General features: G+C 62.1%; 20 protein-coding genes. 12 read left to right on the forward strand and 8 right to left on the reverse strand.

Annotated elements, in window-relative coordinates:
- Positions 1-232: 232 nt before the first annotated feature.
- From FHW37_RS01430 to FHW37_RS01450, 5 genes are all read left to right on the forward strand, one after another.
- A complete protein-coding gene (locus FHW37_RS01430; RefSeq protein WP_145631646.1) occupies positions 233-1,162 on the forward strand; it encodes a 2-dehydro-3-deoxygalactonokinase in 930 nt (309 codons plus the stop codon).
- Between the two features lie 22 nt (positions 1,163-1,184).
- The gene (locus FHW37_RS01435) at positions 1,185-1,805 is read left to right on the forward strand and encodes a 2-dehydro-3-deoxy-6-phosphogalactonate aldolase (RefSeq protein ID WP_145631648.1); all 621 of its coding nucleotides are present in this window, start codon (positions 1,185-1,187) and stop codon (positions 1,803-1,805) included.
- A 21-nt stretch (positions 1,806-1,826) separates the two neighbouring features.
- Entirely contained in the window at positions 1,827-2,882 is a 1,056-nt protein-coding gene (gene speB, locus FHW37_RS01440; RefSeq protein WP_145631651.1) for an agmatinase, read from the forward strand.
- Positions 2,883-3,041: 159 nt separating this feature from the next.
- A complete protein-coding gene (locus tag FHW37_RS01445; RefSeq protein WP_145631653.1) occupies positions 3,042-3,242 on the forward strand; it encodes a hypothetical protein in 201 nt (66 codons plus the stop codon).
- Between the two features lie 150 nt (positions 3,243-3,392).
- Entirely contained in the window at positions 3,393-4,568 is a 1,176-nt protein-coding gene (locus FHW37_RS01450; RefSeq protein WP_145631655.1) for a pyridoxal phosphate-dependent aminotransferase, read from the forward strand.
- Positions 4,569-4,614: 46 nt separating this feature from the next.
- Here the strand turns inward: FHW37_RS01450 and FHW37_RS01455 are convergent, their stop codons facing one another.
- Both FHW37_RS01455 and FHW37_RS01460 read right to left on the reverse strand, forming a co-directional pair.
- On the reverse strand, positions 4,615-5,718 hold the full coding sequence (locus FHW37_RS01455; protein WP_145631657.1) for an NADH:flavin oxidoreductase/NADH oxidase: 1,104 nt from the start codon (positions 5,716-5,718) through the stop codon (positions 4,615-4,617).
- Positions 5,719-5,800: 82 nt separating this feature from the next.
- On the reverse strand, positions 5,801-6,712 hold the full coding sequence (locus FHW37_RS01460) for a LysR family transcriptional regulator (RefSeq protein ID WP_145631659.1): 912 nt from the start codon (positions 6,710-6,712) through the stop codon (positions 5,801-5,803).
- A 285-nt stretch (positions 6,713-6,997) separates the two neighbouring features.
- Between FHW37_RS01460 and FHW37_RS01465 the strand changes: the two genes are divergently transcribed.
- The 4 genes from FHW37_RS01465 (at position 6,998) to FHW37_RS01485 (ending at position 11,599) form a co-directional block, all read left to right on the forward strand.
- The gene (locus tag FHW37_RS01465) at positions 6,998-8,605 is read left to right on the forward strand and encodes an ABC transporter substrate-binding protein (protein WP_145631661.1); all 1,608 of its coding nucleotides are present in this window, start codon (positions 6,998-7,000) and stop codon (positions 8,603-8,605) included.
- 70 nt (positions 8,606-8,675) lie between these two features.
- Positions 8,676-9,782, forward strand: coding sequence for an NAD(P)/FAD-dependent oxidoreductase (locus tag FHW37_RS01470; RefSeq protein ID WP_145631663.1), 1,107 nt, complete (start codon positions 8,676-8,678; stop codon positions 9,780-9,782).
- Between the two features lie 90 nt (positions 9,783-9,872).
- Positions 9,873-10,229, forward strand: a complete 357-nt coding sequence (locus FHW37_RS01475; RefSeq protein WP_145631665.1) for a RidA family protein — start codon at positions 9,873-9,875, stop codon at positions 10,227-10,229.
- Positions 10,230-10,486: 257 nt separating this feature from the next.
- A complete protein-coding gene (locus FHW37_RS01485; protein WP_145631667.1) occupies positions 10,487-11,599 on the forward strand; it encodes an alpha-hydroxy acid oxidase in 1,113 nt (370 codons plus the stop codon).
- 18 nt (positions 11,600-11,617) lie between these two features.
- Here FHW37_RS01485 and FHW37_RS01490 read toward each other — a convergent pair whose 3' ends face one another.
- From FHW37_RS01490 to hutI, 6 genes are all read right to left on the reverse strand, one after another.
- A complete protein-coding gene (locus FHW37_RS01490) occupies positions 11,618-14,746 on the reverse strand; it encodes a hybrid sensor histidine kinase/response regulator (RefSeq protein ID WP_281407230.1) in 3,129 nt (1,042 codons plus the stop codon).
- A gap of 166 nt (positions 14,747-14,912) precedes the next feature.
- Entirely contained in the window at positions 14,913-15,416 is a 504-nt protein-coding gene (locus FHW37_RS01495; RefSeq protein WP_145631669.1) for an invasion associated locus B family protein, read from the reverse strand.
- 290 nt (positions 15,417-15,706) lie between these two features.
- Positions 15,707-16,276 (reverse strand): HutD/Ves family protein, encoded by a 570-nt coding sequence (locus FHW37_RS01500; RefSeq protein ID WP_145631671.1) that lies wholly within the window; start codon positions 16,274-16,276, stop codon positions 15,707-15,709.
- Positions 16,277-16,421: 145 nt separating this feature from the next.
- On the reverse strand, positions 16,422-18,107 hold the full coding sequence (gene hutU / locus FHW37_RS01505; RefSeq protein WP_145631673.1) for a urocanate hydratase: 1,686 nt from the start codon (positions 18,105-18,107) through the stop codon (positions 16,422-16,424).
- Positions 18,108-18,135: 28 nt separating this feature from the next.
- Positions 18,136-19,671, reverse strand: coding sequence for a histidine ammonia-lyase (gene hutH, locus FHW37_RS01510; protein ID WP_145631675.1), 1,536 nt, complete (start codon positions 19,669-19,671; stop codon positions 18,136-18,138).
- Positions 19,668-20,924, reverse strand: coding sequence for an imidazolonepropionase (gene hutI, locus FHW37_RS01515; RefSeq protein WP_145631677.1), 1,257 nt, complete (start codon positions 20,922-20,924; stop codon positions 19,668-19,670). Before hutI ends, hutH begins: the two co-directional genes overlap by 4 nt.
- A 123-nt stretch (positions 20,925-21,047) precedes the next feature.
- Between hutI and FHW37_RS01520 the strand changes: the two genes are divergently transcribed.
- The 3 genes from FHW37_RS01520 to FHW37_RS01530 all read left to right on the forward strand — a co-directional run bounded on the left by FHW37_RS01520 (position 21,048) and on the right by FHW37_RS01530 (position 24,377).
- Complete coding sequence (locus FHW37_RS01520) at positions 21,048-22,400, forward strand: formimidoylglutamate deiminase (RefSeq protein ID WP_145631680.1); 1,353 nt, start codon at positions 21,048-21,050, stop codon at positions 22,398-22,400.
- Between the two features lie 229 nt (positions 22,401-22,629).
- Positions 22,630-23,349 (forward strand): carbonic anhydrase, encoded by a 720-nt coding sequence (locus tag FHW37_RS01525; RefSeq protein ID WP_145631682.1) that lies wholly within the window; start codon positions 22,630-22,632, stop codon positions 23,347-23,349.
- Positions 23,350-23,477: 128 nt separating this feature from the next.
- Positions 23,478-24,377: a bestrophin family protein gene (locus FHW37_RS01530; RefSeq protein WP_145631684.1), complete on the forward strand. Its 900-nt coding sequence runs from the start codon at positions 23,478-23,480 to the stop codon at positions 24,375-24,377.
- The last annotated feature ends 16 nt before the right edge of the window (positions 24,378-24,393 follow it).

Genomic DNA, 24,393 nt, shown 5'->3' on the forward strand with positions numbered 1-24,393 from the left:
CGGGGCGCCGAGGGGTGTCACCTATTTTAAATTTTACGAGGCAGCTTTCGGCGCGCCGTCCGTTCCATGAATTTCCGAGATCGCCAAGGGATCATTCCGCCCAGTCAGTGCCGCCATCAGAGGTATCCGCCGAGCGCTTCTCAAAAGTATGACTAATCCGCCATTTCCCCTCGACAGAGGCGCGGCCCGCGCGCTATCCAGAGGCGCAAAAACATTCGGGAGGAGTTTTGGAATGCCCAAGCCTGTATCGATCATTCTCGATTGGGGCACGAGTTCGCTGCGCGCAGCCCTCGTTTCCGAGACGGGCGAAACGCTCGACAGTCGCGATACGACAAGCGGCGGCATTCAGTTCGTCAAGGATGGCGCCTTCGAGGCGGCATTGATGGATACGGTCGGCGCCTGGTTTGCCGCGCATGGTCCGCTGCCGGTTCTGGCCAGCGGCATGATCACCAGCCGCAACGGCTGGGTCGAGGTGCCTTATGTCGATGCCCCTGCCGGTCTTGCCGAGCTTGCTGCCGGCACGAAACAGCTGACACTTCAGAATGGCGCCGTCATCACCTTCCTGCCCGGCATGCGCGATCCGGCCGCAAAGCCGTTTCCGGACGTCATGCGCGGCGAGGAAACCCAGATCGTCGGTTTTGGGCTCGACAAGGATCGCACGCTGGTCCTGCCCGGCACGCACAGCAAATGGGCGCGCGTCGAGGGCGGCCGCATTGCCGGCTTCCAGACATACGCGACGGGCGAGATCTTTGCGCTCCTGACAAAACATTCCTTCATCGCCAAGGCGCTCGAACCGGTCGCCGGCGCAGAACCCGTCTGGTCGGCTTTCGATCGCGGTGCGGAATTTGCGGCAAGCGACGAACGCGCCGCCGATGCGCTGCTTTCGGCCGTGTTTTCGGCCCGCACCGGCGTTCTCGCCAGCATGCTGAAGGCCGAGGATATCGGCGATTACGTCTCCGGCCTCGTCATCGGCTCGGAATTCCGCCAGGCCCGCGCAACGGGCTGGTTTTCGCCCGGCGATGCGATCGGCATCGTCGGCAACAATGTGCTGAGTAGCCGTTACGGCCGCATTGCACCGCTTTTCGACCTGACCGTCGAGCCGAGCCCGCCGGATGCCGCCAAGCGCGGCGTGCAGCTGATCGCCGGCCAACTCTATAAATAGAAAATCCAAGGGAGTTTCGATCATGAATTTCCATGACGTTCTGAAGGAATGCAATCTCGTCGCCATCCTGCGCGGCATCAAGCCGGAAGAGGCTGAGCCGATCGGCGAAGTGCTGATCGAGGCCGGCTGGCGCATCATCGAAGTGCCGATGAACTCTCCCGAGCCGCTGAAGAGCATCGAAAAGATGGTCAAATTGTTCGGCGACAAGGCGCTGATCGGCGCCGGCACCGTTCTGACCCCGGCGCAGGTCGCCGATGTCGCCTCGACCGGCGCGCAGGTGATCATCTCGCCGAACTGCAACACCTCGGTGATCGAGGCGAGCGTCGCCAAGGGCATGATCAGCCTGCCGGGCGTCGCAACCCCGACGGAAGCCTTTGCGGCGATCGCAGCCGGCGCCACCGGCGTCAAGGCGTTTCCGGCCGAAGCCATTCCCCCCGTCGTCATCAAGGCCTGGAAGGCCGTGTTGCCGAAGGAGATCCCGGTACTTGCCGTCGGCGGCGTGACGCCGGAAAACATGAAGGCTTTCGTCGAGGCCGGCGCCGGCGGTTTCGGCATTGGCGGCTCGCTCTATAAAGTCGGTTCGGATGCCGCTACAGTGGCCGAAAAGGCAAAGCAGTTCATCGCTGCGATGCGGGCAATCTGAGCATGTGAAGGAACGCGGGTCATGGCATTCGACGACAAGACACTGGCAGCGCTGCGGGAAAAATACCTGAACGCTGCCGGCGGCGAGATTTTTGACGAAAAATTCAAAAAGGTCGGCGAAAAGATCTTTAACAAGGCCGGCACCCGCGTCGCGCCTTATGCCGGCCTGCCGACTCTGCTCGATGCTCCCTATCTTGCCGTCGATGCCGAAAATCCAGATTTCGGCGATCTGCAGGTGGCGATGATCGGCATGCCGATGGATCTCGGCGTCACCAACCGTCCGGGCTCCCGTTTCGGGCCGCGGGCCATGCGCGCCATCGAACGCGTCGGCCCCTATAACCACGTGCTCGAATGCGCTCCGACCTATGAACTCAACGTTGCCGATATCGGCGACGTGCCGTTCCGCAGCCGCTACCGGCTGGAAATGAGCCATGAGGATATCGAGAAGCGCATCAACCAGATCGTCGATGCCGGCGTGCTGCCGCTTTCGGTCGGCGGCGACCATTCGATCACCCATCCGATCCTGAGGGCGGTTGGAAAAAAGGCGCCCGTCGGCCTTATCCATATCGATGCCCATTGCGACACGAGCGGCTTTTTCGACGAGACGAAATTCCACCATGGCGGGCCGATGCGCAACGCGGTGCTGGACGGTGTGCTCGACCCGACCCGCACGGTGCAGATCGGCATTCGTGGTGCTGCCGAATATCTCTGGGAATTCTCCTATGAGAGCGGCATGACCGTGATCCATGCCGAGGAAGTGACCGGCATGGGCATTCCGGCAATCATCGAAAAGGCCAAGGCGATCGTCGGCGACGGTCCGACCTATCTCTCCTTCGATATTGACAGCCTCGATCCGAGCTTTGCGCCGGGCACCGGCACGCCGGAGATCGGCGGCCTGACGACCCGCGAAGTGCTGGAAATCATCCGCGGCCTGAAAGGCATCAACATCGTCGGCGGCGATGTCGTCGAAGTGGCGCCGCAATATGACGCGACCACCAATACGGCCCATGCCGGCGCGCAGATGCTGTTCGAGATCCTGAGCCTGATGGTGTTCAGCCCGGCTGTAAAGGGGCGCTAGTGCGCGGTGCGTCCGTTCGGATGCACAAGCATGACGCGATAGTAAAAGGCATGGACCGAAATTTTCTATAGTCCGGCGGGATCTCTCACCAGTTTGGAGTATAGATTTTTTCTACAGATGTGGTAGTGAGACGCCTCCCTTCACGTCAGTAAAAAGCCCATGAGAACCTTGCCCGAGAAGACTATCGTCGAAGATGATCCTTATTCGGATCTTGGCGACGACGTATTGACCGACGAAGAGATCTTCAAATTCGGCGCGATACTCGTCGATGCGCTGACGCTGTGCCCGCCGGTTTCGGCCGATCCCGGCCCGGTCGCAACGCTGCGCAGCGCCATCGAAGACCGGCTGAAGCTGAACTGAAACGGCCCGGCCGCGCTGGCTCCCAGCGCTGTGATCGCCCGACCCAAACCACCCGGAAATCGGGGGCTTCCCATTTGCCCCTGACGCTGTAAGGAAGATGTCGGCTTATCCCAGCCGCAACAGCGTCCCAATGGCCTCCTCGAGATTTCCATGACCATCATCCGACCTGATATCAGCGCCCGTGCGGCCTCTGCGCCCCGCAGCGGCATCGGCGAAATCGTCACCTATGCCCGCGGCCGCGACAATCTCATGCCGCTCTGGATCGGCGAAGGCGATTTAGCCACGCCGGACTTCATCAACCGGGTCGCAAGCGAGGCGCTGCTCGCCGGCGAAACCTTCTACACCTGGACGCAAGGCATTCCTGAACTGCGGCAGGCGATCGTGCGCTATTACGAGCGCCATTATTCCGACACGCCAAAACTCTCGGTCGACAATATCTATGTCACCGGCTCCGGCATGCAGTCGATCGTGCTGGCAATGCAGGTCGTGGCATCCCCCGGAGACGAGGTGATTTACCTCTCGCCCGCCTGGCCGAATGCGGCCCGTGCAGGGGATGTCTCGGGCGCCAAGGCTGTGCCGGTCGAACTCGGCTTTACCGACGGCCGCTGGGTTCTCGATGCGGAAAGGCTCGCCGCCGCCATCACGCCGAAGACGAAGGCGTTGTTCATCAACACACCCTCAAACCCGACCGGCTGGACCGCGACGAAAGAGGATCTCAAGGCGATCCTCGACCTTGCCCGCAAGCACGGCCTCTGGATCGTCGCCGACGAGATCTACGGCCTCTATTATTTCGAAGCCAACCGGGCGCCCTCCTTCATGGACGTGATGGAACCGGAGGACCGGATCATCTTCGCCAATTCCTTCTCGAAGAACTGGTGCATGACCGGCTGGCGGGTCGGCTGGATGGTGGCGCCGGCCGAGATCGGCCAGACGCTGACCAATCTCATCCAGTACTCGACCTCGGGCGTTGCCCAGTTCATGCAGAAGGGCGCGATCGCGGCGCTCGATCAGGGCGACGATTTCATCCGCACCAATATCGAGCGGGCCCGCACCTCGCGTGACATTCTCTGTGATGCGCTGATCGCCACAAACCGGGTGGAAACACGCAAGCCGGAAGGCGCTCTCTATGCCTTCCTCAAGATCGACGGCGTCGAAGACAGCCGTGCGGAAGCCTTCCGCATTGTCGACGAGACCGGCGTTGGCATGGCGCCCGGCACGGCCTTCGGCCCCGGCGGCGCGCCCTTCATGCGGGCGTGTTTCCTGCGCGATCCGCGCCAGATCGAAGACGCCGCCCGGCGCCTCAGCGACTATATCCGCCGCCGTTGAGCAGAATGGCGGGCAGTCCCAGAAGACCGCCCGCCAAAAACAGTCATCAGGACTTGAACAGCGCCTTCAGCGTGGATGGCTGGCAACGCAGATACTGGTTGGCAGCCTTCACGGTGCCGCCAAGCGTTGCTGCGGCATGCCAGGGCCAGCGCGGATCGTAGAGCACTGTGCGGGCAAGCGCGACCAGATCGGCATCGCCGGTCGAGACAATCGCTTCCGCCTGGGCTGGCTCGGTGATCAGACCGACAGCAACGACCGGCATCTTGACCGCAGCCTTGATGGCCCGGGCAAACGGCACCTGATAATTCGGGCCGATCGCGATCTTCTGGTCGATATGCAGGCCGCCGCTCGAAACGTGGATCGCGTCGCAGCCCTTCGCCTCCAGCATCTTTGCAAATTCGATCGACTCCTCGATCGAGAGCCCGCCTTCGTGCCAGTCGACCGCCGAAACGCGGACCGTGACGGCCTTGTCGGCCGGGAAGGCGGCGCGCACGGCGTCGAACACTTCGAGCGGGAAGCGTGCCCGGTTCTCCAGGCTGCCGCCGAATTCGTCGGTGCGCTGGTTGGAGAGCGGCGAAAGGAATTCGTGCAGGAGATAACCGTGTGCGGCATGGATCTGGATCGCATCGATACCGAGCTTGGCCGAACGATTCGCAGCATCGGCAAAGGCGTCACGGATCTCGATCATCCGCTCGCGGGTCATTGCCGTCGGAGCGACATATTTCGGATTGAACGGAATGGCGGACGGCGCTTCCGTCTGCCAGCCATTCTCATGATCCGGCGCGATCTGGCTGCCGCCGAGCCAGGGCAGGTCGGAAGAAGCCTTGCGGCCGGCATGGGCAAGCTGGATGGCGATCGACATGTCCGACCACTTGCGGATACCGTCAAGCACGCGCGCCATCGCAGCTTCGGTCTCGTCGTTGTAAAGCCCGACATCGCCATAGGTGATCCGGCCTTCCGGAACGACGGCTGTCGCTTCGATGGTAAGAAGGGCGGCACCCGACAGCGCCAGCTGGCCGAGATGGATGAGGTGCCAATCGGTCATACAGCCATCAACGGCCGAATACTGGCACATGGGCGCAATGACGATGCGGTTGTCGAGCTCGAGTTTACCGACCTTGAACGGCGTGAACAGCTTGGGTTCAGGCATGCTTGAAATTCCTTTTTTGCACTGAAAATTGCGCCATCAATGACGCGTTGGGAGGTCTTGGGATTGAAGATTTGCGCTGCCGTCAGCTCGGGCGGGGGCGAAATCTCTGGTCGAAGGGGGAGACCGCCGCCCGGATGAACTCGACGAGTTTCTGGGAGGCGAGCGAAGGCGGACGGCCGCCGGGGGTGAGCAGCCAGACATCCATAAAAGTTTCCGGCAGAAGCGTGCGCCGCACCAGCCGGTCCTCGGGATAGTCCAGCCCGACAAAAGGCGGCACGATGGAAATGCCGACGCCATTGGCAACGAGGCTGCAGGCCGTTTCCGACAGAGGCACCTCGATCCGGTTGCGCTTCTGAACGCCGCGCATCTGAAAGGCCCGGTCGACCGTCATCAGCGAGCAATCGTCGCGTGGCAGCGATACGAAGGATTCGTTGCGCAGGTCGTCGATCTCGATCACCTGCTTCTCGGCAAGCGGATGTTTCGCCGGCAGCACGCAGACCATCGCGAACCGCATGATGACTTCCGAATGGATATTCGGCTGCTCGAAGGGCAGGACGCTGAGGCCGATATCGACCTGGCCGGCTGCGACCAGCTCACCGATCCGCGGCGAGTTGCGGCTCTGCAGCGTCAGATGGATGTCCGGCTGTTCGGCAAGAAACGGTGACAGCGCATGGGTGAGATAACGGGTCGCAAGCGCTGCCGGTGCCGCAATCGTGACCTCACCCCATTCGCGGTTGCGCACCGCTTCCGCGAGACGGGCGATCCTTTTGGTGCCGGCAAACATCCGGTCCACCTCTGCGGCCAGCATGCGGGCTTCGAGCGTCGGCACCAGCCGGCCGCCGCTGCGGGTGAAAAGCTGGAACCCGCAGGTCTCCGAAAAGCTGCGCAAAAGCTTGCTGACAGCCGGCTGGGAAATGCCGAGCCGCTCGCCGGCAAGCGTCACCGAACCGGTCTCGATCGTGGTGTGAAAAGCTTCGAGCTGCCTGATATTCATCGCCGGTTGCGTCCTTCACGCTGTCCGAAGCAACATGAGTTTTGGTTATAATGATCGGATAACAAGCTATTTGACAATCATGTTGTCAAGGCGCTTTTATCGTCGCAACGATACCGCCTGCCCCTTCCAGAAGACGCCAAAACGCCGTTCGGGGACAAGGGCGGAGACTGAAAACCAATCCTCTGCGTCGGGCTTTTGCTCCGCGGACGGCCTCTACGAGGCCGGCTGGTGATCATCCATGCCAAGGCCGCAGAAAGCGGCTCGAAAAGAAGGGAACGGAACTCAATGAACAGAAAGACACTCGGCCTCTGCCTGCTTGCGATGATGGCGGCAGCGCCCGCCAATGCCGCCATGCTCTCCGTCTGCATCGAAGGCTCCCCGGAAGTCTTCAATCCGGAAATGACCAGCAACGGCACGACCGCCTATGTGCTCGGTCAGATCTATGACGGCCTTGTTGCCGTAAAACCCGGCTCATCCGAGATCGAGCCGGCGCTGGCCGAAAGCTGGTCTGTTTCCGACGACGCCAAGACCTATACGTTCAAGCTGCGCCACGGTGTCAAATGGCAGTCGAACGACAAGTTCACGCCGACCCGCAACTTCAATGCCGACGACGTGATGTTCACCTTCGAGCGGATGATGAAGAAGGATCATCCCTATGCGAAGGTCAATGGCGGCACGTTCATCACCTTCAACACCAAGCTCGCCGATGCGCTGGACAGCATCAAGAAGATCGACGACTACACGGTCGCCTTCGTCCTGAAACAGCCGCTCGCCCCGTTCATCGGCATCATGGCGCATAATTCGCTCTCGATCACGTCCGGCGAATATGCCGACGTTCTTGCCAAGGCGAAGACGCCCGAGCTGATCGACCGCGAACCGATCGGTACCGGCCCGTTCCAGCTGCAGGCCTACCAGCAGGATGCCGTTATCCGCCTCGTGCCGTTCAAGGACGGCTGGGGTGCGGCGATCAAGGACAAGTCGCGCACGCCGATGGTCGACAGCGTCGTCATGGCGATCAGCGCCGATGCCTCGGTTCGTCTGCAGCGGGCCGTGGCCGGCGAATGCCAGATCGCGCTTTACCCGAACCTTGCCGACCGCGGCATGATCGAAAAGAGCGGCACGCTCAATGCCGTGCAGACGCCGGTCGCCTCGACGGGTTTCATCACCTTCAATTTCAGAGACGAGAAATTCAAGGACAAGCGTGTCCGTGAAGCCCTGGCCCATGCGATCAACATCAAGCCACTGGTCAGCAATGTCTATGACGGTATGGGCACCGTAACCGGCGCCGTCATCCCACCTTCGCTCTGGGGTTACGACAAGGATATCGGCGGCTACAGCTACGATCCGGAACTGGCCAAGAAGCTGCTTGCGGAAGCCGGTTACAAGGACGGGTTCTCGACGCAGATCTGGGCGATCCCGGTCGCCCGCCCCTATATGCCGAACGGCCGCCGCGCCGCCGAAATGATCCAGGCGGACTGGGCGAAGATCGGCGTCAAGGCCGACGTCATCTCCTACGAATGGGGCGAATACATCACCCGCGCCCGCAATGGCGAAGCACAGGTCGGCATGTTCGGCGGCATCTACGATTTTCCGGATCCGAGCCAGATACCGAACAATTACTTTACCTGCGACAGCGCCGGAAAGCCGAGCCCGTCGAATATCGGCGCATGGTGCGACAAAGACTTCATCGGCCTGATGAACCAGGCCGGCACGATCACCGATCAGACCAAGCGGATCGCATTCTACAAGGAAGCGCAGGAGCGTTTCCACGCCGAAGTGCCGGCCGTCATTCTCGGCGGCGCCGACACGATCACGGCGGTTGCCAAGAGCGTCAAGGGATACGTGCCGGCCATCTTCGGTTCCAGCCGCCTTTCCGGCGTGACCGTCGAATAACAGGATAACGAACAGGACAATGGCCGGCGGCAGGACCCGCCGGCCACCAACCCATCTTCAGGAATTCGAAATGCGTGTGTTGATTATCGGGGCCGGCATACTCGGCTCCAGTGCCGCCTACCATCTTGCAGCCCAGGGCATCGAGGTCGAGATCGTCGACGAGGCCCATCAGGGCAAGGCCACCATGGCCGGCGCCGGCATCGTCTGCCCCTGGGCGACGAAGGTCGAGGAACCGGAATGGTACAAGCTCTACGAGGCGGGCACCCGCTTCTATGACGGCCTGATCAGCGGCCTGAAGGCCAGGGGCGAAACCGATCTCGGTTATGGCAAGGTCGGCGCGCTGGTCGTCGCCGAAGACCGGGCCGAATTCGATGCAGCGGCCGAGCGTGTCGCGCGCCGCACCAAGAATGCGCCGGAAGCCGGCGAGATCCGCCATCTGACCCCGGCCGAGGCCCGCGCCCTCTTCCCGCCGCTGCGCGAGGATTTTGACGCGATCCATATCCCGGGTGCCGCCCGCGTCGATGCACGCCTGCTGTCGGCCGCGATGGTGCGGGCCGCCGTTTCGATGGGCGCGAAATTCCGCAGCGATTACGTGACGCTCAAGACCGATGGCGACCGCGCCCGCTGCCTCGACAGCACCGGCAAGGAAATCGCCGCCGACCAGATCATCGTCACGGCCGGCGCCTGGGCCTCTCAGATCCTGCGCCCGCTCGGCCTCGATCATCCCGTCGTGCCGCAGAAGGGCCAGATCGTGCATCTGCGCCTGCCGGGTGTCGCCACCGCCAAATGGCCGGTCGTGCTGCCGATGAGCAGCCATTACATGCTCGCCTTCGACGACAGCCGCGTGGTGATCGGCGCGACCCGCGAAAACAATTCCGGCTTCGATTACCGCGTTACGGCGGCCGGAGAACTGGAAGTGCTGAGCGCCGGCCTGAAAATCGCGCCGGGTCTTGCCAATGCGACGCTGATCGAGACCCGCATCGGCTTCCGCCCGGCCGGCGAAACGATGAACCCGATCCTTGGCCGTGTGCCCGGTTTCAGCAACCTCACGCTCGGCAACGGCCTTGGCGCCGGCGGCCTGACGATCGGTCCGTTTGCCGGAAGCCAGATCGCCAAGATCGCCATCGGCCAGACAACCGACATTCCACTTGATCTCTACGCCCCGAAGGCAAGCTGAAATCAGGCTTTCCGATCGCTGGTTCTACCACCTCTCCGCCGCACACCGTGGCGGAGATCCCCTCCCCTTTGACTGATGAAGGAAATTGACATGATCACCCGTCACCGCAAACACCGCATCATGCACGGCGTCGTCGAACACAATGGCGTCCTATATGTTGGCGGTCACGCCGCAACCGACATTTCCGTCGGCATGAAGGAACAGACCGAGCAGACCTGTGCCAAGCTCGAGGATGTGCTGAACGAATGTGGTTCCGACAAGCATCACATCCTGTCTGCCCGCATCTACCTCTCCGACATGTCGGGCAAGGAAGCGATGAACGAAGCCTGGCTCGAATGGCTCGACGGCGACGACCTGCCCTCGCGCGCCACGATCGGCGTGGCCGATCTCGGCGACCCGAAGCGTCTGATCGAGATCGTCCTGATCGCCGCCAAGAAGGACGCGTGATTTGACGGGGCGGGCCGCAGCTCGCCCCCACGACTGCGGGCAAGTTTGAAAATCGCGAGGCCTATCCCATCCTCATTCCTGTGCTTGTCACAGGAATCCAGCCGCCGCGCGTCCGCGCGGCGAGAGGTATCTTCTCAGCCCAAGGACTTGGGCTGGCTGGATCCCTGTGACAAGCACAGGGATGAGGGAAGAGATGGAAGCACTCGCCACAATCACCGACAGCCCGGTCACTTGAATTTTGCCGCAGGGAGAAAGACATGAGCGACAAGCCGAACCGGATCGACGATCGTTACGCGACATCGGAAAAATACACGACGCTGCGCGGGATCTATCACGATGCGAAGCGCCGGCTTTCGGAGATCGACTGGAACTATCTCTCCTGTGGCACCGGCGACGAGGTGACGCTCAGAGAAAATACCGCTGTCTTCGACAAGGTACGTTTCGAAGTGCCATTGTTTGCCGGTATCAGCAATCCCGATACGCGCACGAACGTGCTTGGTTTCGACCTCAGTTTTCCGGCCTTCATCGCCCCCTTCGGCGGTGGCGAGGCCGTGTTTCATCCCGAGGGACATCTGGCGATCGGCCGCGCCGCGGCAGCCGTCGGCATTCAGCAGATGGTGCCGGTCGCGGCCTCGCATTCGCTTGAGGATATCGCCAAGGCATCATCAGTTGCTTCGGTCTTCCAGCTGACATTCGTTGGCGATGAAGGTGGTGTGCTTGAGATGATCGAACGTGCCAAGGCGGCGGGTTACAAATATATCTGCGTCACCTATTCGCCGATCCGCCAGTGGCGCGAACGGATGATGGAAGACCGGTTTTCGCTGCGCAACGAAAGCGGCCCATCGAATTTCGGCCCCGGCAAGTCGGATCCGGCGGCCCTACAGGAATTGCTCGATTTCACCAAACCCCGCTGGACCTGGGCACAGGCTGCCAGCGTCATCCGCCGCTCGCCGCTTCCCTGCATCGTCAAGGGCGTTTCCAGCGGTCGCGATGCGAAGGCAGCAATCGATGCGGGCGCGGTCGGTCTCTATGTCTCGAATTACGGAGGCCGGACCATCGACCGCACGCCGACTGCACTCGAAACCCTCCCGGCGATCCGCAAGGCGGTCGGCAAGGACATTCCAATCGTCCTCGACAGTGGCATCCGCCGCGGCAGTGACATTGCCGCCTCGATCGCGCTTGGCGCCGACGCGGTCGCTCTCGGCCGGCTCATCGCCTATGGCATGGCCGCGGATGGCGAGCATGGCGTGCGCCGGACGCTGGAACTGCTGCAGCGGGAATTCTGGACGACGCTTGGCCATCTCGGCTGCTCGTCGGTCGCAGAACTGACGGCCGACGTCATTTCACCCGGATCGTTTCCGGCGGCCTGAAAATCGGTCGCCGTCAGATCAGGTCCTGATGACAGAGACACCGGCCAGCGATACGGCCAGCTCGTGGCTTCCATAGGGCTTGCGGAGCAGGACGGCGCCTTCCATCACGGCGTCGTCCGGCAGGCGGTCATGGCCGGTCGCGAAAACGACGCCGATCGTCGGCGAAAGCCGGCGTGCCTCATGCGCGAATTGACCGCCGGTCATGCCCGGCAGGCCGAGATCGGTTACCAGCACGTCGAAACTGCCCTGCTGCATCAACTCAAGCGCTTCCTCGCCACTCGAAGCTTCGGTCACGTCATGGCCAAGCTCGCCCAGGAGATCGGCGGTGTTCATGCGGATCAGGAAATCGTCCTCGACCAGCAGGACGGAATAGCGGACAGCCTCCGGCAGCTGCGGCTGGGAGTGGGATTGTGATAGGGGCTCTGCCGTTTCCGTTACGGGCTTGGCTGCAAGCGCCGCACGCATGCTGTTGCGATGCTGCTGGTTGTTGAGCACGAGACGCACCTTTCGTGCCAGCGCTTCGCGCGTATAAGGCTTTGAGAGAAGATCGACACCGGGATCGAGCCGGCCGCCATGGACGATCGAGTTCTCCGTATAACCAGACGTGAAGAGCACGGCGATATCCGGCAGCCGCTCGCGCGCGTGGCGGGCAAGCTCGGTGCTCTTGACCGGGCCGGGCATGACGACGTCGGTGAACAGGAGGTCGATCGGCACGCCGCTTTCGACAACGCTGAGCGCACCGGCGGCATCCTTGGCCTTCAATACACCGTAACCGAGATCGCCGAGCATTTCGACGACGGTGGCACGGACCTGTTCGTCGTCCTCGGCGACCAAAATGGTTTCCGAACCGCCGGTGATCGGCCCGAAATCGGCATCGGTGACGAGATCCTCGCTGCGCTGGACGCGCGGAAAGTAGATCTTGACCGTCGTGCCCTGGCCGACTTCGCTATACATCTTGATATGGCCGCCGGACTGCTTGACGAAACCATAGACCATGGAAAGGCCGAGCCCGGTTCCCTTGCCGACGGGCTTCGTCGAAAAGAACGGCTCGAATACCTGTTCCATCACTTCGGCGGTCATGCCGGTACCGGTATCGGTGACGGCGAGCATGACATATTGCCCCGCCGGCACATCGGCATACTGGCGCACGTAATTGTCGTCGAGAAAGGCGTTGCCGGCCTCGATCGTCAGCTTGCCGCCGCCTTCCATCGCATCGCGGGCATTGATCGCAAGGTTGAGCAGGGCATTTTCGATCTGGGTCGGATCGACCTGCACGTTCCAGAGGCCGCCCGAGCTCACCGTCTCGATCTCGATATCCTCGCCGAGCGTGCGGCGCAGAAGCTCCTCGATACCGGTCAGGAAACGGCCGATATTGATGACCTTCGGTTCCAGCGGCTGGCGGCGGCCGAAGGCGAGAAGCTGGCTTGCGAGTTTCGAACCACGCTGAACACCGGCCAGCGCATTCTCGACACGGCGCTGGGCACGCTGGTTGCCGGTCAGGTCCTTGCCGAGCAATTGCAGATTGCCCGAAATGACCTGAAGCAGATTGTTGAAATCATGCGCAACGCCGCCGGTCAGCTGGCCTAGCGCTTCCATCTTCTGGCTCTGGCGCAACGCCTCCTCGGCCCGGATGCGCTCGGCGATCTCGGCGGCAACGCGCTGTTCCAGGCCGGCATTGACGATCTGCAGTTCTTCTTCGGCACGGCGGCGTTCGGCAAGCTCGCGCTCGGCCGTGCGGAACAGGCGGGCATTGTCGATCGCGATCGCCACCTGGCTTGCGGCGCCGACCACGAGACGCTCGTGTTCGCGGCGGAAACGGCCCGGCTGCGGATGGCCGAAGAGAATGCCGCCGATCACCTCGCCGGAGCGGGACGTGACGGAGACGGCGAGATAACTGCGCACCGGCAGGTGCCCTTCCGGCATGCCGCTAAACGGGGCGTTCTTGCCATAACGCGGGTCGGCCAGAATATCGTCGGAGCGGATGACGCCGGCGCCGGTAAAGGTCGGCGCAAACACTTCCGTATTGCGCGGCATCGGAAAGTGCTCGAAGGCCTCGCGCGAAACGCCGGAGAGCGCGTAGAGCCGGTAACGCTCGCCCTTCTCGTCGTTGACATTGTAGAAGAACGCACCGAACTGAGCGCCCGTCAGCTCGACGCCGGCATCGGTTGTCATCTGCACGACCTTTTCGAGGTCGAGTTCGGCGGAAAGATCGGCGCCGAGCTTGTTCAGGACTTCGAGATACCGGGTCTCGTCGCGCAGCGCGATTTCGGCCTTCTTCTGGTCGGTAACGTCGCTGCCCTGGATGAAGATGCCGGTGACCGAGCGTTTTTCATCGATGACGGGCTGGAAGACGAAATCGACAAAGCGCTCTTCCGGCGGCAGGCCCGGCTGGCGGGCCAGTGTTACCGGCGTGCCATTGCCGATATAGGGAAAACCGGTGCGGCGGACATCGTCGAGAAGATCCGTAAAACCCTGTTCGATCACTTCCGGCAGGACATGCCCTACGGCGTGATTGACCAGATCCCGCCGGCCGACTAGCCGCTGATAGGCGTCGTTCGCCATCTCGAACGTATGGTCCGGTCCGGAGACGAGCGCCATGAAGCCCGGCGCCTGTTCGAACAGCTGGCCGAGACGTTCGTGCTCGCCCTGTAGACGCTTTTCGGCCTTCACCTTGGCGGTGTTCTCGACGACGATCGCCATCACGCCGAAAGCCTTGCCGGCTTCGTTATAGACGGGTGAATAATAGAGGTTCATGAAAGCCGAATCCGGCACGCCGGATCGGTCGAGGATCATTTCCTGGTCGGAATAGGCGAGCGTTCCGCCTGCGAAACAGACTTTCATGACATTGTCGTTGAAATCTGCGACCTCGGGCCAGCCCTCGCGGACCTTCGAGCCCAAAAGTCCTGGATGGCGGCGGCCGGCGAATTCGGAATAGGCGTCGTTGTAGATCATCACGCCGTCGTCGTTCCACAGCGAAACGATCGGCACCGGCGATTGCAGCATCAGCGAGATGGAAGTCTTCAGGCTCTGCGGCCAGCCGCCGATTGCGCCGAGCGACGTCTTCGCCCAGTCAAAAGAGGCTATCAGCCGCGCCATCTCCCCCGGATGAGAGAGAAAGGCAGTCTCGGCATTCGGATATGTCGTCATCAGGCTATCGGCCGCCATCGCTCATGTTTCGCCGTCTTACATGAGAACGATCAACTCGGACAGCCTTGATGATTGTCAAATAGGGCAGAGCTGTCAAAAAGCGAGAGCCGAAACCGCCATGGTTCCGGCTCTCTGCTAAAAAAATTGCCGGCTGAAAGCGAGGCAATCAGCGGCAGGCGGCAGCACTTTCCAGCGCGGCTGAAACACCGGTCAGCGAGAATGTGTAGCTGGTCTGGGTGCCGCGACCGGAGACCGCCTTCAGGGTCAGCTGGGCGCCGCCGCGCATGGCGCGGATCAGCGCCGCGTCGTCGCCTTCCTGCTGGGTCCAGCCGGAATTGCCCTTCGGCACCATGACGAAGCTTTCGTCGCCGACCGAAGCCGTCATCTGCGAGCCGGCCTGCAGGTCGTAACCCATGATCGCCTGCGGGTAATAGCCGTTGCCGGAAGGCTTCGGTGCCACGAGGAAATAGTTGTCGCCATGCGAAACGCTGGCCGGCAGGGCCTGTTTCGGCACGGTCAGGACATAGCAGCTCTTGGAGCCGCCGTTCTGGTAGGAATAGAGGTTCCAGTCGCCGAACTGTCTCACCATCGTGGGGGTCGGTTGCGCCAGCGCCGGAAGGGCGAAAGTTAAAACGGCCAAGGGCGCAAGGGCGAAAGGTTTGAAGGACATCTCGTCTCCTGATGACAAAATCAAAGGGAAACGCGGGCGCAAGCGCATCCGCGAGAGTGAGCCATAGGAGGAACCGGCGGTTACCGGAAAGTTAAAATTTTAACGTCTTTCGCCCCGCGAAAGCCTTCAGACCGCCGCAAAGCAGGGCATCGTGATCGCCGTATCGCTGCTAAAATACTGCGATACCAACAGCTGTGCAGCATTCGCAGCCCGCGCCTCACAGGCTGTTCACAAATGCGTCAGGCCGGTGGCAAAATCGGGGATAAGTGCCGCAAACGGCCCCGATCGCTTCAAACGGCCAGGAGTTCGACGACGTAGAACGCGGTTTTTCCTGCAGCATCCGCCCCGATTGGCGCATCGCCCTCTTCAAGGATGACGGCATCGAGCGGGCCAAGTGCTGCGCCATCTTCGCGGAGACGGCATTCGCCGACGGTGAGGATGAGCGTGACGCTCGCATCCGGTGCCGGTGCGACATTGTCGAGCGATGTCTTCAGCGAAACCCGATGGGTGAACGTGCCCCGACGGGTCATGACGTTGAGATCGGTAATGGCATCGGAGAGCAGCCGCGCGCTGGTCGGCGCATCGGCGGCGAAGGCATGCGGCGGCGTTTCCTGGCGCAGCGTCATATCCGCCTGCCCCTCGACCGAAAGCACGATGCCTTCACCCGACAAGACGCTCAGTGTCCGGTCTATGCCTTCGAAGACGGAGAATGCGCCATCCTCCACCACGGCCGCCATGCTGATGCGCCAGTCGAAATCGTTCACCGACGCGTTTGGCGGATAGACGGCGATCTCGACCGTCTCGCCCTTCCCGTTCTTCCAGGCCATGCGGCGATAATCGGCGGCGCGCAGGATCTTCATCGTTTTTCAGCTCCGCAGATCGATAAAGGGCAAACCTCTCCACCGCCATGCTCGGGCTTATCCCGAGCATCTATAACGGCTTGATATCATGGATGTGGACAGATCCTCGGGACAAGCCCGAGGATGACGTTCGTGACAGAATGGATCAGTTGCCCAAAATGCCGGGCAGTCGCAGGCCCTTTTCCTTGGCGCAATCGACCGCGATGTCGTAGCCCGCATCGGCGTGGCGCATGACGCCGGTTGCCGGGTCGTTCCAGAGAACCCGTTCGAGACGGCGATCCGCATCCTCGGAGCCATCGGCGCAGATGACCATGCCGGAATGCTGCGAATACCCCATGCCGACGCCGCCGCCGTGATGCAGCGACACCCAGGTGGCGCCCGATGCGGTGTTGAGCAGGGCGTTCAAGAGCGGCCAGTCGGAGACGGCGTCCGAGCCATCCTTCATGGCTTCCGTCTCGCGGTTCGGCGAAGCAACGGAGCCACTGTCGAGATGGTCGCGGCCGATAACGATCGGGGCCGAGAGTTCGCCATTGCGGACCATTTCGTTGAAGGCGAGGCCGAGCTTGTGGCGATCACCGAGGCCGACCCAGCAAATGCGCGCCGGCAGGCCCTGGAAGGCGATGCGTTCGCGCGCCATGTCGAGCCAGTTGTGCAGGTGCTTGTTGTCGGGCAGCAGTTCCTTCACCTTGGCATCGGTCTTGTAGATATCCTCCGGGTTGCCCGAAAGGGCGGCCCAGCGGAACGGGCCGATGCCGCGGCAGAACAGCGGGCGGATATAGGCCGGCACGAAGCCGGGGAAAGCAAAGGCGTTTTCAAGGCCTTCATCCTTGGCGACCTGGCGGATGTTGTTGCCGTAGTCGAGCGTCGGAACACCGGCATCCCAGAAGGCGACCATGGCTTCGACATGCGCCTTCATCGAAGCGCGGGCGGCGGTTTCGACCGACATCGGATCGCTTTCGCGCTTGGCCTTGGCTTCCTCGACCGTCCAGCCGATCGGCAGGTACCCGTTGCGCGGATCATGTGCCGAGGTCTGGTCGGTGACAATGTCGGGGCGCGGGCCGCCCTCATTCATCCGCTTGACCAGTTCCGGGAAGATTTCGGCAGCATTGCCGAGCAGGCCGACGGACTTGGCTTCACCCTTCGCCGTCCATTCGGCAATCATCGCAAGCGCTTCATCCAGCGTCTTTGCCTTGGCGTCGACGTAACGGGTGCGCAGGCGAAAATCGATGCGGGTTTCGTCGCATTCGACGGCAAGGCAGCAGGCGCCGGCCATGACGGCTGCGAGCGGCTGGGCGCCGCCCATGCCGCCGAGGCCGCCGGTGAGGATCCACTTGCCCTTGAGGCTGCCGTTGTAATGCTGGCGGCCGGCTTCGACGAAGGTTTCGTACGTGCCCTGAACGATGCCCTGGGTGCCGATATAGATCCACGAACCGGCGGTCATCTGGCCGTACATGGCGAGACCCTTCTTATCCAGTTCGTTGAAATGGTCCCATGTCGCCCAGTGCGGCACGAGGTTGGAATTGGCGATCAGAACGCGCGGCGCATCCTTGTGGGTGCGGAACACGCCGACCGGCTTGCCGGACTGAACCAGCAGCGTCTCGTCCTCGTTCAACGTCTTCAGGGTCGAGGCGATCTTGTCAAAATCGTCCCAGGTGCGGGCGGCGCGGCCGATGCCGCCATAAACGACCAGTTCATGCGGGTTTTCCGCAACGTCCGGGTCGAGGTTGTTCATCAGCATGCGCAGCGGCGCTTCGGTCATCCAGCTCTTGGCATTGAGCTCATTGCCGCGCGGCGAGCGGACATCGCGAATGTTATGGCGTGGATTGGTCATGGTTCAGTTCCCGGTTTTGTATCAACGATTATATGTCAAGAACCGGCAGGATGCCGGTGGAGATGGCGGCAACCAGCGCGCCGGAAGCGACGAGACCGGAGGCGGCGGCCAGATCCGGCGCCATATAGCGGTCGTCCTCCAGAACCGGCACGGCAGCACGCAGGACGGCGACGGCCTTTTCCAGCTCCGGGCTGGTCTTCAGCGGACCGCGCAGCTCGACGCCCTGCACCGCGGCAAGCGCCTCGATGCCCAGAATGCCGAACAGGTTTTCGGTCATGGCGAGCAGGCGGCGGGCACCGTGGCAGGCCATGGAAACATGGTCTTCCTGGTTGGCGGAGGTCGGCGTCGAATCGACCGAGGCCGGGTGCGACATCTGCTTGTTCTCGCTCATCAGCGCGGCAGAGGTGACTTCGGCAATCATCAGACCCGAATTCAGGCCCGGCTTTTTCGACAGGAAGGCCGGCAGGCCGTAGGAGAGGGCCGGATCGACGAGCAGCGCGATGCGGCGCTGGGCGATCGCGCCGATTTCGCAGATGGCGAGCGCCGTCTGGTCGGCTGCGAAGGCAACCGGTTCGGCGTGGAAATTGCCGCCGGAAACGACTTCGTTATCGGAAAGGACGAGCGGATTGTCGGTGACCGCATTGGCTTCGATTTCCAGCGTGCGGGCAACCTGGCGCAGAAGGTCGAGGCAGGCGCCATCGACCTGCGGCTGGCAGCGGATGCAATAGGGATCCTGCACGCGCTCGTCGCCCTCGATATGGCTTGCACGGATTTCCGAGCCTTCGAGCAGGTTACGCAGTGCCGCGCCCGCATCGATCTGACCCTTGTGGCCGCGCAGCGTGTGGATGTCCGGATGGAACGGGGCGGAGGAGCCCATGGCGGCATCCGTCGACAGCGCGCCGGTGACGAGCGCCGTCTGGGCGGCGCGATGGGCGCGGAACAGGCCGGCAAGCGCCAGCGCCGTCGAGGTCTGGGTGCCGTTGATCAGCGCAAGACCTTCCTTGGCGGCAAGAACGACCGGCGCGAGACCGGCTTTCTTCAGGGCTTCGGCAGAGGCCAGACGTTCGCCGCCGAAAAAGGCTTCGCCCTCACCCATCATCGTCGCCGACATATGGGCGAGCGGCGCGAGGTCACCGGAGGCGCCGACAGAACCCTTTTCGGGAATGACCGGAATGACGCCCTTTTCCAGCATGCCCTCGATCAGACGGACCAGTTCCAGACGGACGCCGGATGCGCCGCGGCCGAGCGAGATCAGTTTGAGCGCCATGATGAGGCGAACAACGTTTTCCGGAAGCGGCGCTCCGATGCCGCAGCAATGCGACAGGATCAGGTTGCGCTGCAAAGTGGCGAGATCGGCCGCATCGATCTTGATCGAGGCGAGCTTTCCAAAGCCGGTATTGATGCCATAGACCGGCGCATTGCCGCTCGCGATCTCTGCAATGCGCTTTGCCGCCTTCTCGATACCCGCATCGAAGGAGCGGTCGAGCTTGGCGGAACCGTTGTTCCAGTAAATGTCGGCGAGTGCGGCGAGCGTGACCTGGCCGGGATGGAGCGTGATCGTCATACGGATACCTGTTGACCCCTAAAGATGCGGGCGTGGAGCGGGTTGAAGCCCATGCGGTAAACAAGCTCCGCCGGCCGTTCGATGTTCCAGATCGCGAAGTCGGCGGATTTTCCGGCTTCGAGCGTCCCTGTTTCCGGGAGAATTCCGAGCGCCCTTGCCGCCTCGCGCGTCGCACCGGCAAGGCATTCCTCGACGGTAAGGCGGAACAGCGTCGCCGACATGTTCATCGTCAGAAGCAGCGAGGTGAGCGGCGAAGTTCCTGGATTGCAGTCGGTCGCGACGGCGATCCGGACACCGGCATCGCGCAGGGCCTGGATCGGCGGTTTTTGGGTTTCGCTGATGGCGTAGAAGGCGCCGGGCAGAATGACGGCGACCGTGCCGGCTGCGGCCATGGCGGCAGCGCTCTCCGCATCGAGATATTCGAGATGGTCGGCAGACAGCGCGCCATAGGAGGCCGCCATTTTCGCGCCACCCAAGTTGGAGAGCTGCTCGGCATGCAGTTTTATGGGCAGGCCGAGTTCTTTCGCCTTGTCGAAGACGATGCGCATCTCATCGACGGAAAAGGCGATGCCTTCGCAAAAGCCGTCGACGGCGTCAATCAGGCCTTCCGCATGGCCCTTTTCCATGGCCGGCAGGACGATATCGGTGATGTAATCACCGTTGCGGCCCTTGTATTCGACCGGCGTCGCATGGGCGCCGAGGAAGGTGGTGAGGACGCGCACCGGCCGGACTTTTTCCAGCGCACGGGCGGCTCGCAACATGTTGAGCTCGCCCTCGATCGACAGACCGTAACCGGATTTGATCTCCAGCGTCGACGTGCCTTCGGAAAGCAGCGTATCGACGCGCGGCAGGGCCGCCTTGACGAGGCCATCGACCGAAAGCGCGTTGGTCGCCTTGATCGAGGAGACGATGCCGCCGCCGGCGCGGGCGACTTCTTCATAAGTCGCGCCGTCGAGCCGCATTTCGAATTCCATGGCGCGGTCGCCGCCATAGATGATGTGGGTATGGCAATCGATGAAGGCCGGCGTGATCACCCTGTCCTCGACATCAATGACGTCGGCATCCCCGGAAAGGCTGAGCGGCAGATCCTGCCAGGGGCCGGCAAATACGATTCGGCCATCCTGCACGGCAATCGCGCCATCTTCGACGATTGCGGAAACGCCGCTATCGCCGGCAAGCGTCAGAAGCCGCGCATTGCGCCAGATGCGGACGACACCGTCGCCGCCAGAAGAAGATTTATTGTCCTCACCCATCAGCATTCCGCCTTTCTTTCGTGATCCAAATGTATATACATAATGACCCATGTGACAAGAGCTAATTCGGTAGCTAGCTTGCAGACCGAAATTGGCCAGAGGCGAACGGCAGGAGAGTTTGAAATGGCGACATCGACTATTTTCGCAGCGCAGGCGCTTCTGCCGCAGGGCTGGGAGAAAAACGTCCGGCTGACGATCGAGGGCGAGCGGATCCTGTCCGTCGAGACCGGCGCGAAGGCCGATGCGGGCGACGAGCAGCATGATGTCGTCATCCCGGCCATGCCGAACCTCCACAGCCACGCCTTTCAGCGCGCCATGGCCGGCCTTGCCGAAGTGCGCGGCCCCGGCGACGACAGTTTTTGGAGCTGGCGGACGATCATGTACAAGTTCGCCCTGTCCATGACGCCGGACGATATCGAGGCGGTGGCGGCGCAGCTTTATATGGAAATGTTGGAAGCCGGTTTTGCCCGCGTCGGCGAATTCCACTACCTGCATCACGACAAGGACGGGCGCCCTTACGCCAATATCGCCGAACATGCGGAGCGGATCGGCGCGGCAAGTGCTGCGACCGGTATCGGCTTGACGCTTCTGCCGGTCTTTTATGCCCATTCCGGCTTCGGCGGCGGAGCGCCGGTCGAGGGGCAGCGGCGCTTCATCAATTCGCTCGACAGCTTTTCCGACCTCATGGAAGGTGCAGCCAAGGTGACAGCAAGCCTGCCCGGCGGCCGTATCGGCCTTGCACCGCACAGCCTGCGCGCCGCAACGCCGGATGAATTGTCAAAAGTCATTCCGATGGCCAAGGGCGGGCCGATCCATATCCATGTCGCCGAACAGGTGAAGGAAGTGGAAGACTGCATCGCCTGGTCCGGCGCCCGGCCGGTCGAATGGCTGCTCGCTAATGCGCCTGTCGACGAAAACTGGTGCCTGATCCACGCGACCCACATGACCGATTCGGAAACCCGCGACATGGCCCGCCGTGGCGCAATCGCCGGGCTTTGCCCGATCACCGAGGCCAATCTCGGCGACGGCACGTTCCAGGCGACGATTTTCCGTGAGGAAGGCGGGCGGTTCGGCGTCGGCTCGGATTCCAACGTGTTGATCTCCCTGCCGGGCGAACTGCGGCAATACGAATATTCGCAGCGTCTGGCGCTCAGAGCCCGCAATGTCATCGCCGATCCGAACCAATCGACCGGCCGCAGCCTGTTCGATGGCGCAATCGCCGGTGGCAGCATCGCCATGCAGGCCCCGACAGGGATCGCCAAGGGCAATTTTGCGGATATCGTATCGCTCGACACGAAGGCCATTCCCTATCTGTCTGGTGACCAGATCCTCGACCATTTCATCTTTGCCGGCGGCGTCGGCATCGACAGCGTCTGGGCGCTTGGGGCCAAGCAGGTACATAACGGCCGGCATATCGGTCGCGATGCGATCAGCCGCCGCTTCACCGAGACAATGACGGCGCTGATGAACAGCTAAAACGTCTCCGAGCCGGGCGATCCCAGCAGAATTGCCCGGCTCCGTTTCAGACACCCCCTCAGCTAAGCTCGCAAAAACGTTATGCTTTGCCGCATTTCATGCTGCATCGCGACATAATCTGCCTCTTTTGCCATGTTCTTCTCGCAAGTGCGAAATGATCGCTTCTTGCAACCCGCCGGAGCGAGGCAAACCTCCCTGCCTCGAGCCCGACCCGTACGAGGAACAGACCATGGACGACCTTCTAAAAGGCATTTCCAATTTTCGCGAAGCCGTCTTTCCCGACAATTCGGCTCTCTACCAGAAACTCGCAAGAGAAGGGCAGAAGCCGCAGGCGCTCATCATCTCCTGCGCCGACAGCCGGGTCATGCCCGAAACCATCACGCAATCCGGACCGGGCGAACTCTTCGTCTGCCGCAATGCCGGCAATATCGTGCCGCCGTTCCAGACGATGAATGGCGGCGTCTCCTCCGCGATCGAATATGCGGTGATCGCGCTCGGTGTCCGCGACATCATCGTCTGTGGCCATTCCGATTGCGGCGCGATGAAAGGCCTTTGCCATCCTGAACTTTTGGCGCCCATGCCGAATGTCGCGGCCTGGCTGAAGCACAGCCATGCCGCCCATTCGATCGTCTGCGAGGCCTATCCCCCGACACTGGAAGACAAGGAGAAGATCCGCGCCGTCGCCATGGAAAACGTGGTCGTGCAGCTCGATCACCTGCGCACACACCCTTCCGTCGCGGCAAAGCTCGCAAAGGGGGAAGTGACCCTGCATGGCTGGTTCTTCGATATCGAGACCGGCAGCGTGCTTATCTACGACGGCGCGGCCTCCCGCTTCACGGAACTGGAAGACGGACAGCCGCTTGCGGTTGCCGTCAGCGGCCGCGACGTGCCGCAGGTCATCCCATTCCGCCGCAAGAATGGGGCCGAGCGGGCAGCTCTCAACGTCTGAGGCCCCCGCACAAACTCCCGCCCCACGCACCGAGATATCCAGCCGGATGGGCCGATCGTTATCGATTGCGCCCGTCCAGGCCTGCGGCGATGCGCGTGATCACCGTTTATACGAGAGGTTGAGAGTTCATGGTCCTACCCCAATCCGCCCGTCTCCCCAGAATGCTCGGCTATATCGGCTGGCCGCTTGCGCTGCTGTTCATCTGGGACATCGCCGTCACCGTTGCCTATGTCTACCTGCCGCATCCTGGGTTCGATCTTCCAGCGCTGCCGATGACCCTGCTCGGCTCGGCGCTTGCCCTGTTTCTCGGGTTCCGGAACAACAGTGCCTATGCACGATGGTGGGAAGCCCGAACTCTTTGGGGCGCGATGGTCAATTCCTCCCGGTCATTCGGTCGTGAAGTCTTTTATCTGATCGATGCAAATCCGGAGAGCGAAAAGCTCAGGCACGATCTCATTCGCCGGCAGATCGCCTATGTCAACGCATTGCGCTGCCATCTGCGACGGCAGCCGCCTTTCGAGGAGATCGCCGACTTTCTGCCCGATGACGAGGTCGAGGCGTTGCGCACCGTCTCCAACGTTCCCAACGCCATCCTGAACAGAAGTGCGGCCATGCTTGCCGAGGCGTCGGAACGCGGCTGGATCGACAGCTATCGCAGGGTGCAAATCGAAAGCCTACTGGTGGACATGAGCAATGCACAGGGCGGCATGGAGCGGATCAAGAATACGCCGCTGCCGCGCGAATACGGCTACTTCCCGACGCTGTTCGTGCATTTCTTCTGCATTCTTCTGCCGATCGGCCTTGTCGACACGCTGACGATCTATACGCCGCTGGCATCGACCGTGGCCGGCTTCATGCTGCTGGCCATGGACAGGATCGGTGCGGACCTTCAGGATCCGTTCGAAAACCGTGCCCATGACGTTCCCGTCACGTCGATCTGCCGGACGATCCAGATCGACCTCGAACAGCTGATCGGCAAGCGGGAGCCCGCAAAGCCGCTTCAGCCGGTGGAGAATGTTCTCTGGTGAGGGAACAGGGATCGGG

It is taken from the genome of Neorhizobium alkalisoli, assembly GCF_007829835.1.
Lineage (GTDB): Bacteria > Pseudomonadota > Alphaproteobacteria > Rhizobiales > Rhizobiaceae > Neorhizobium.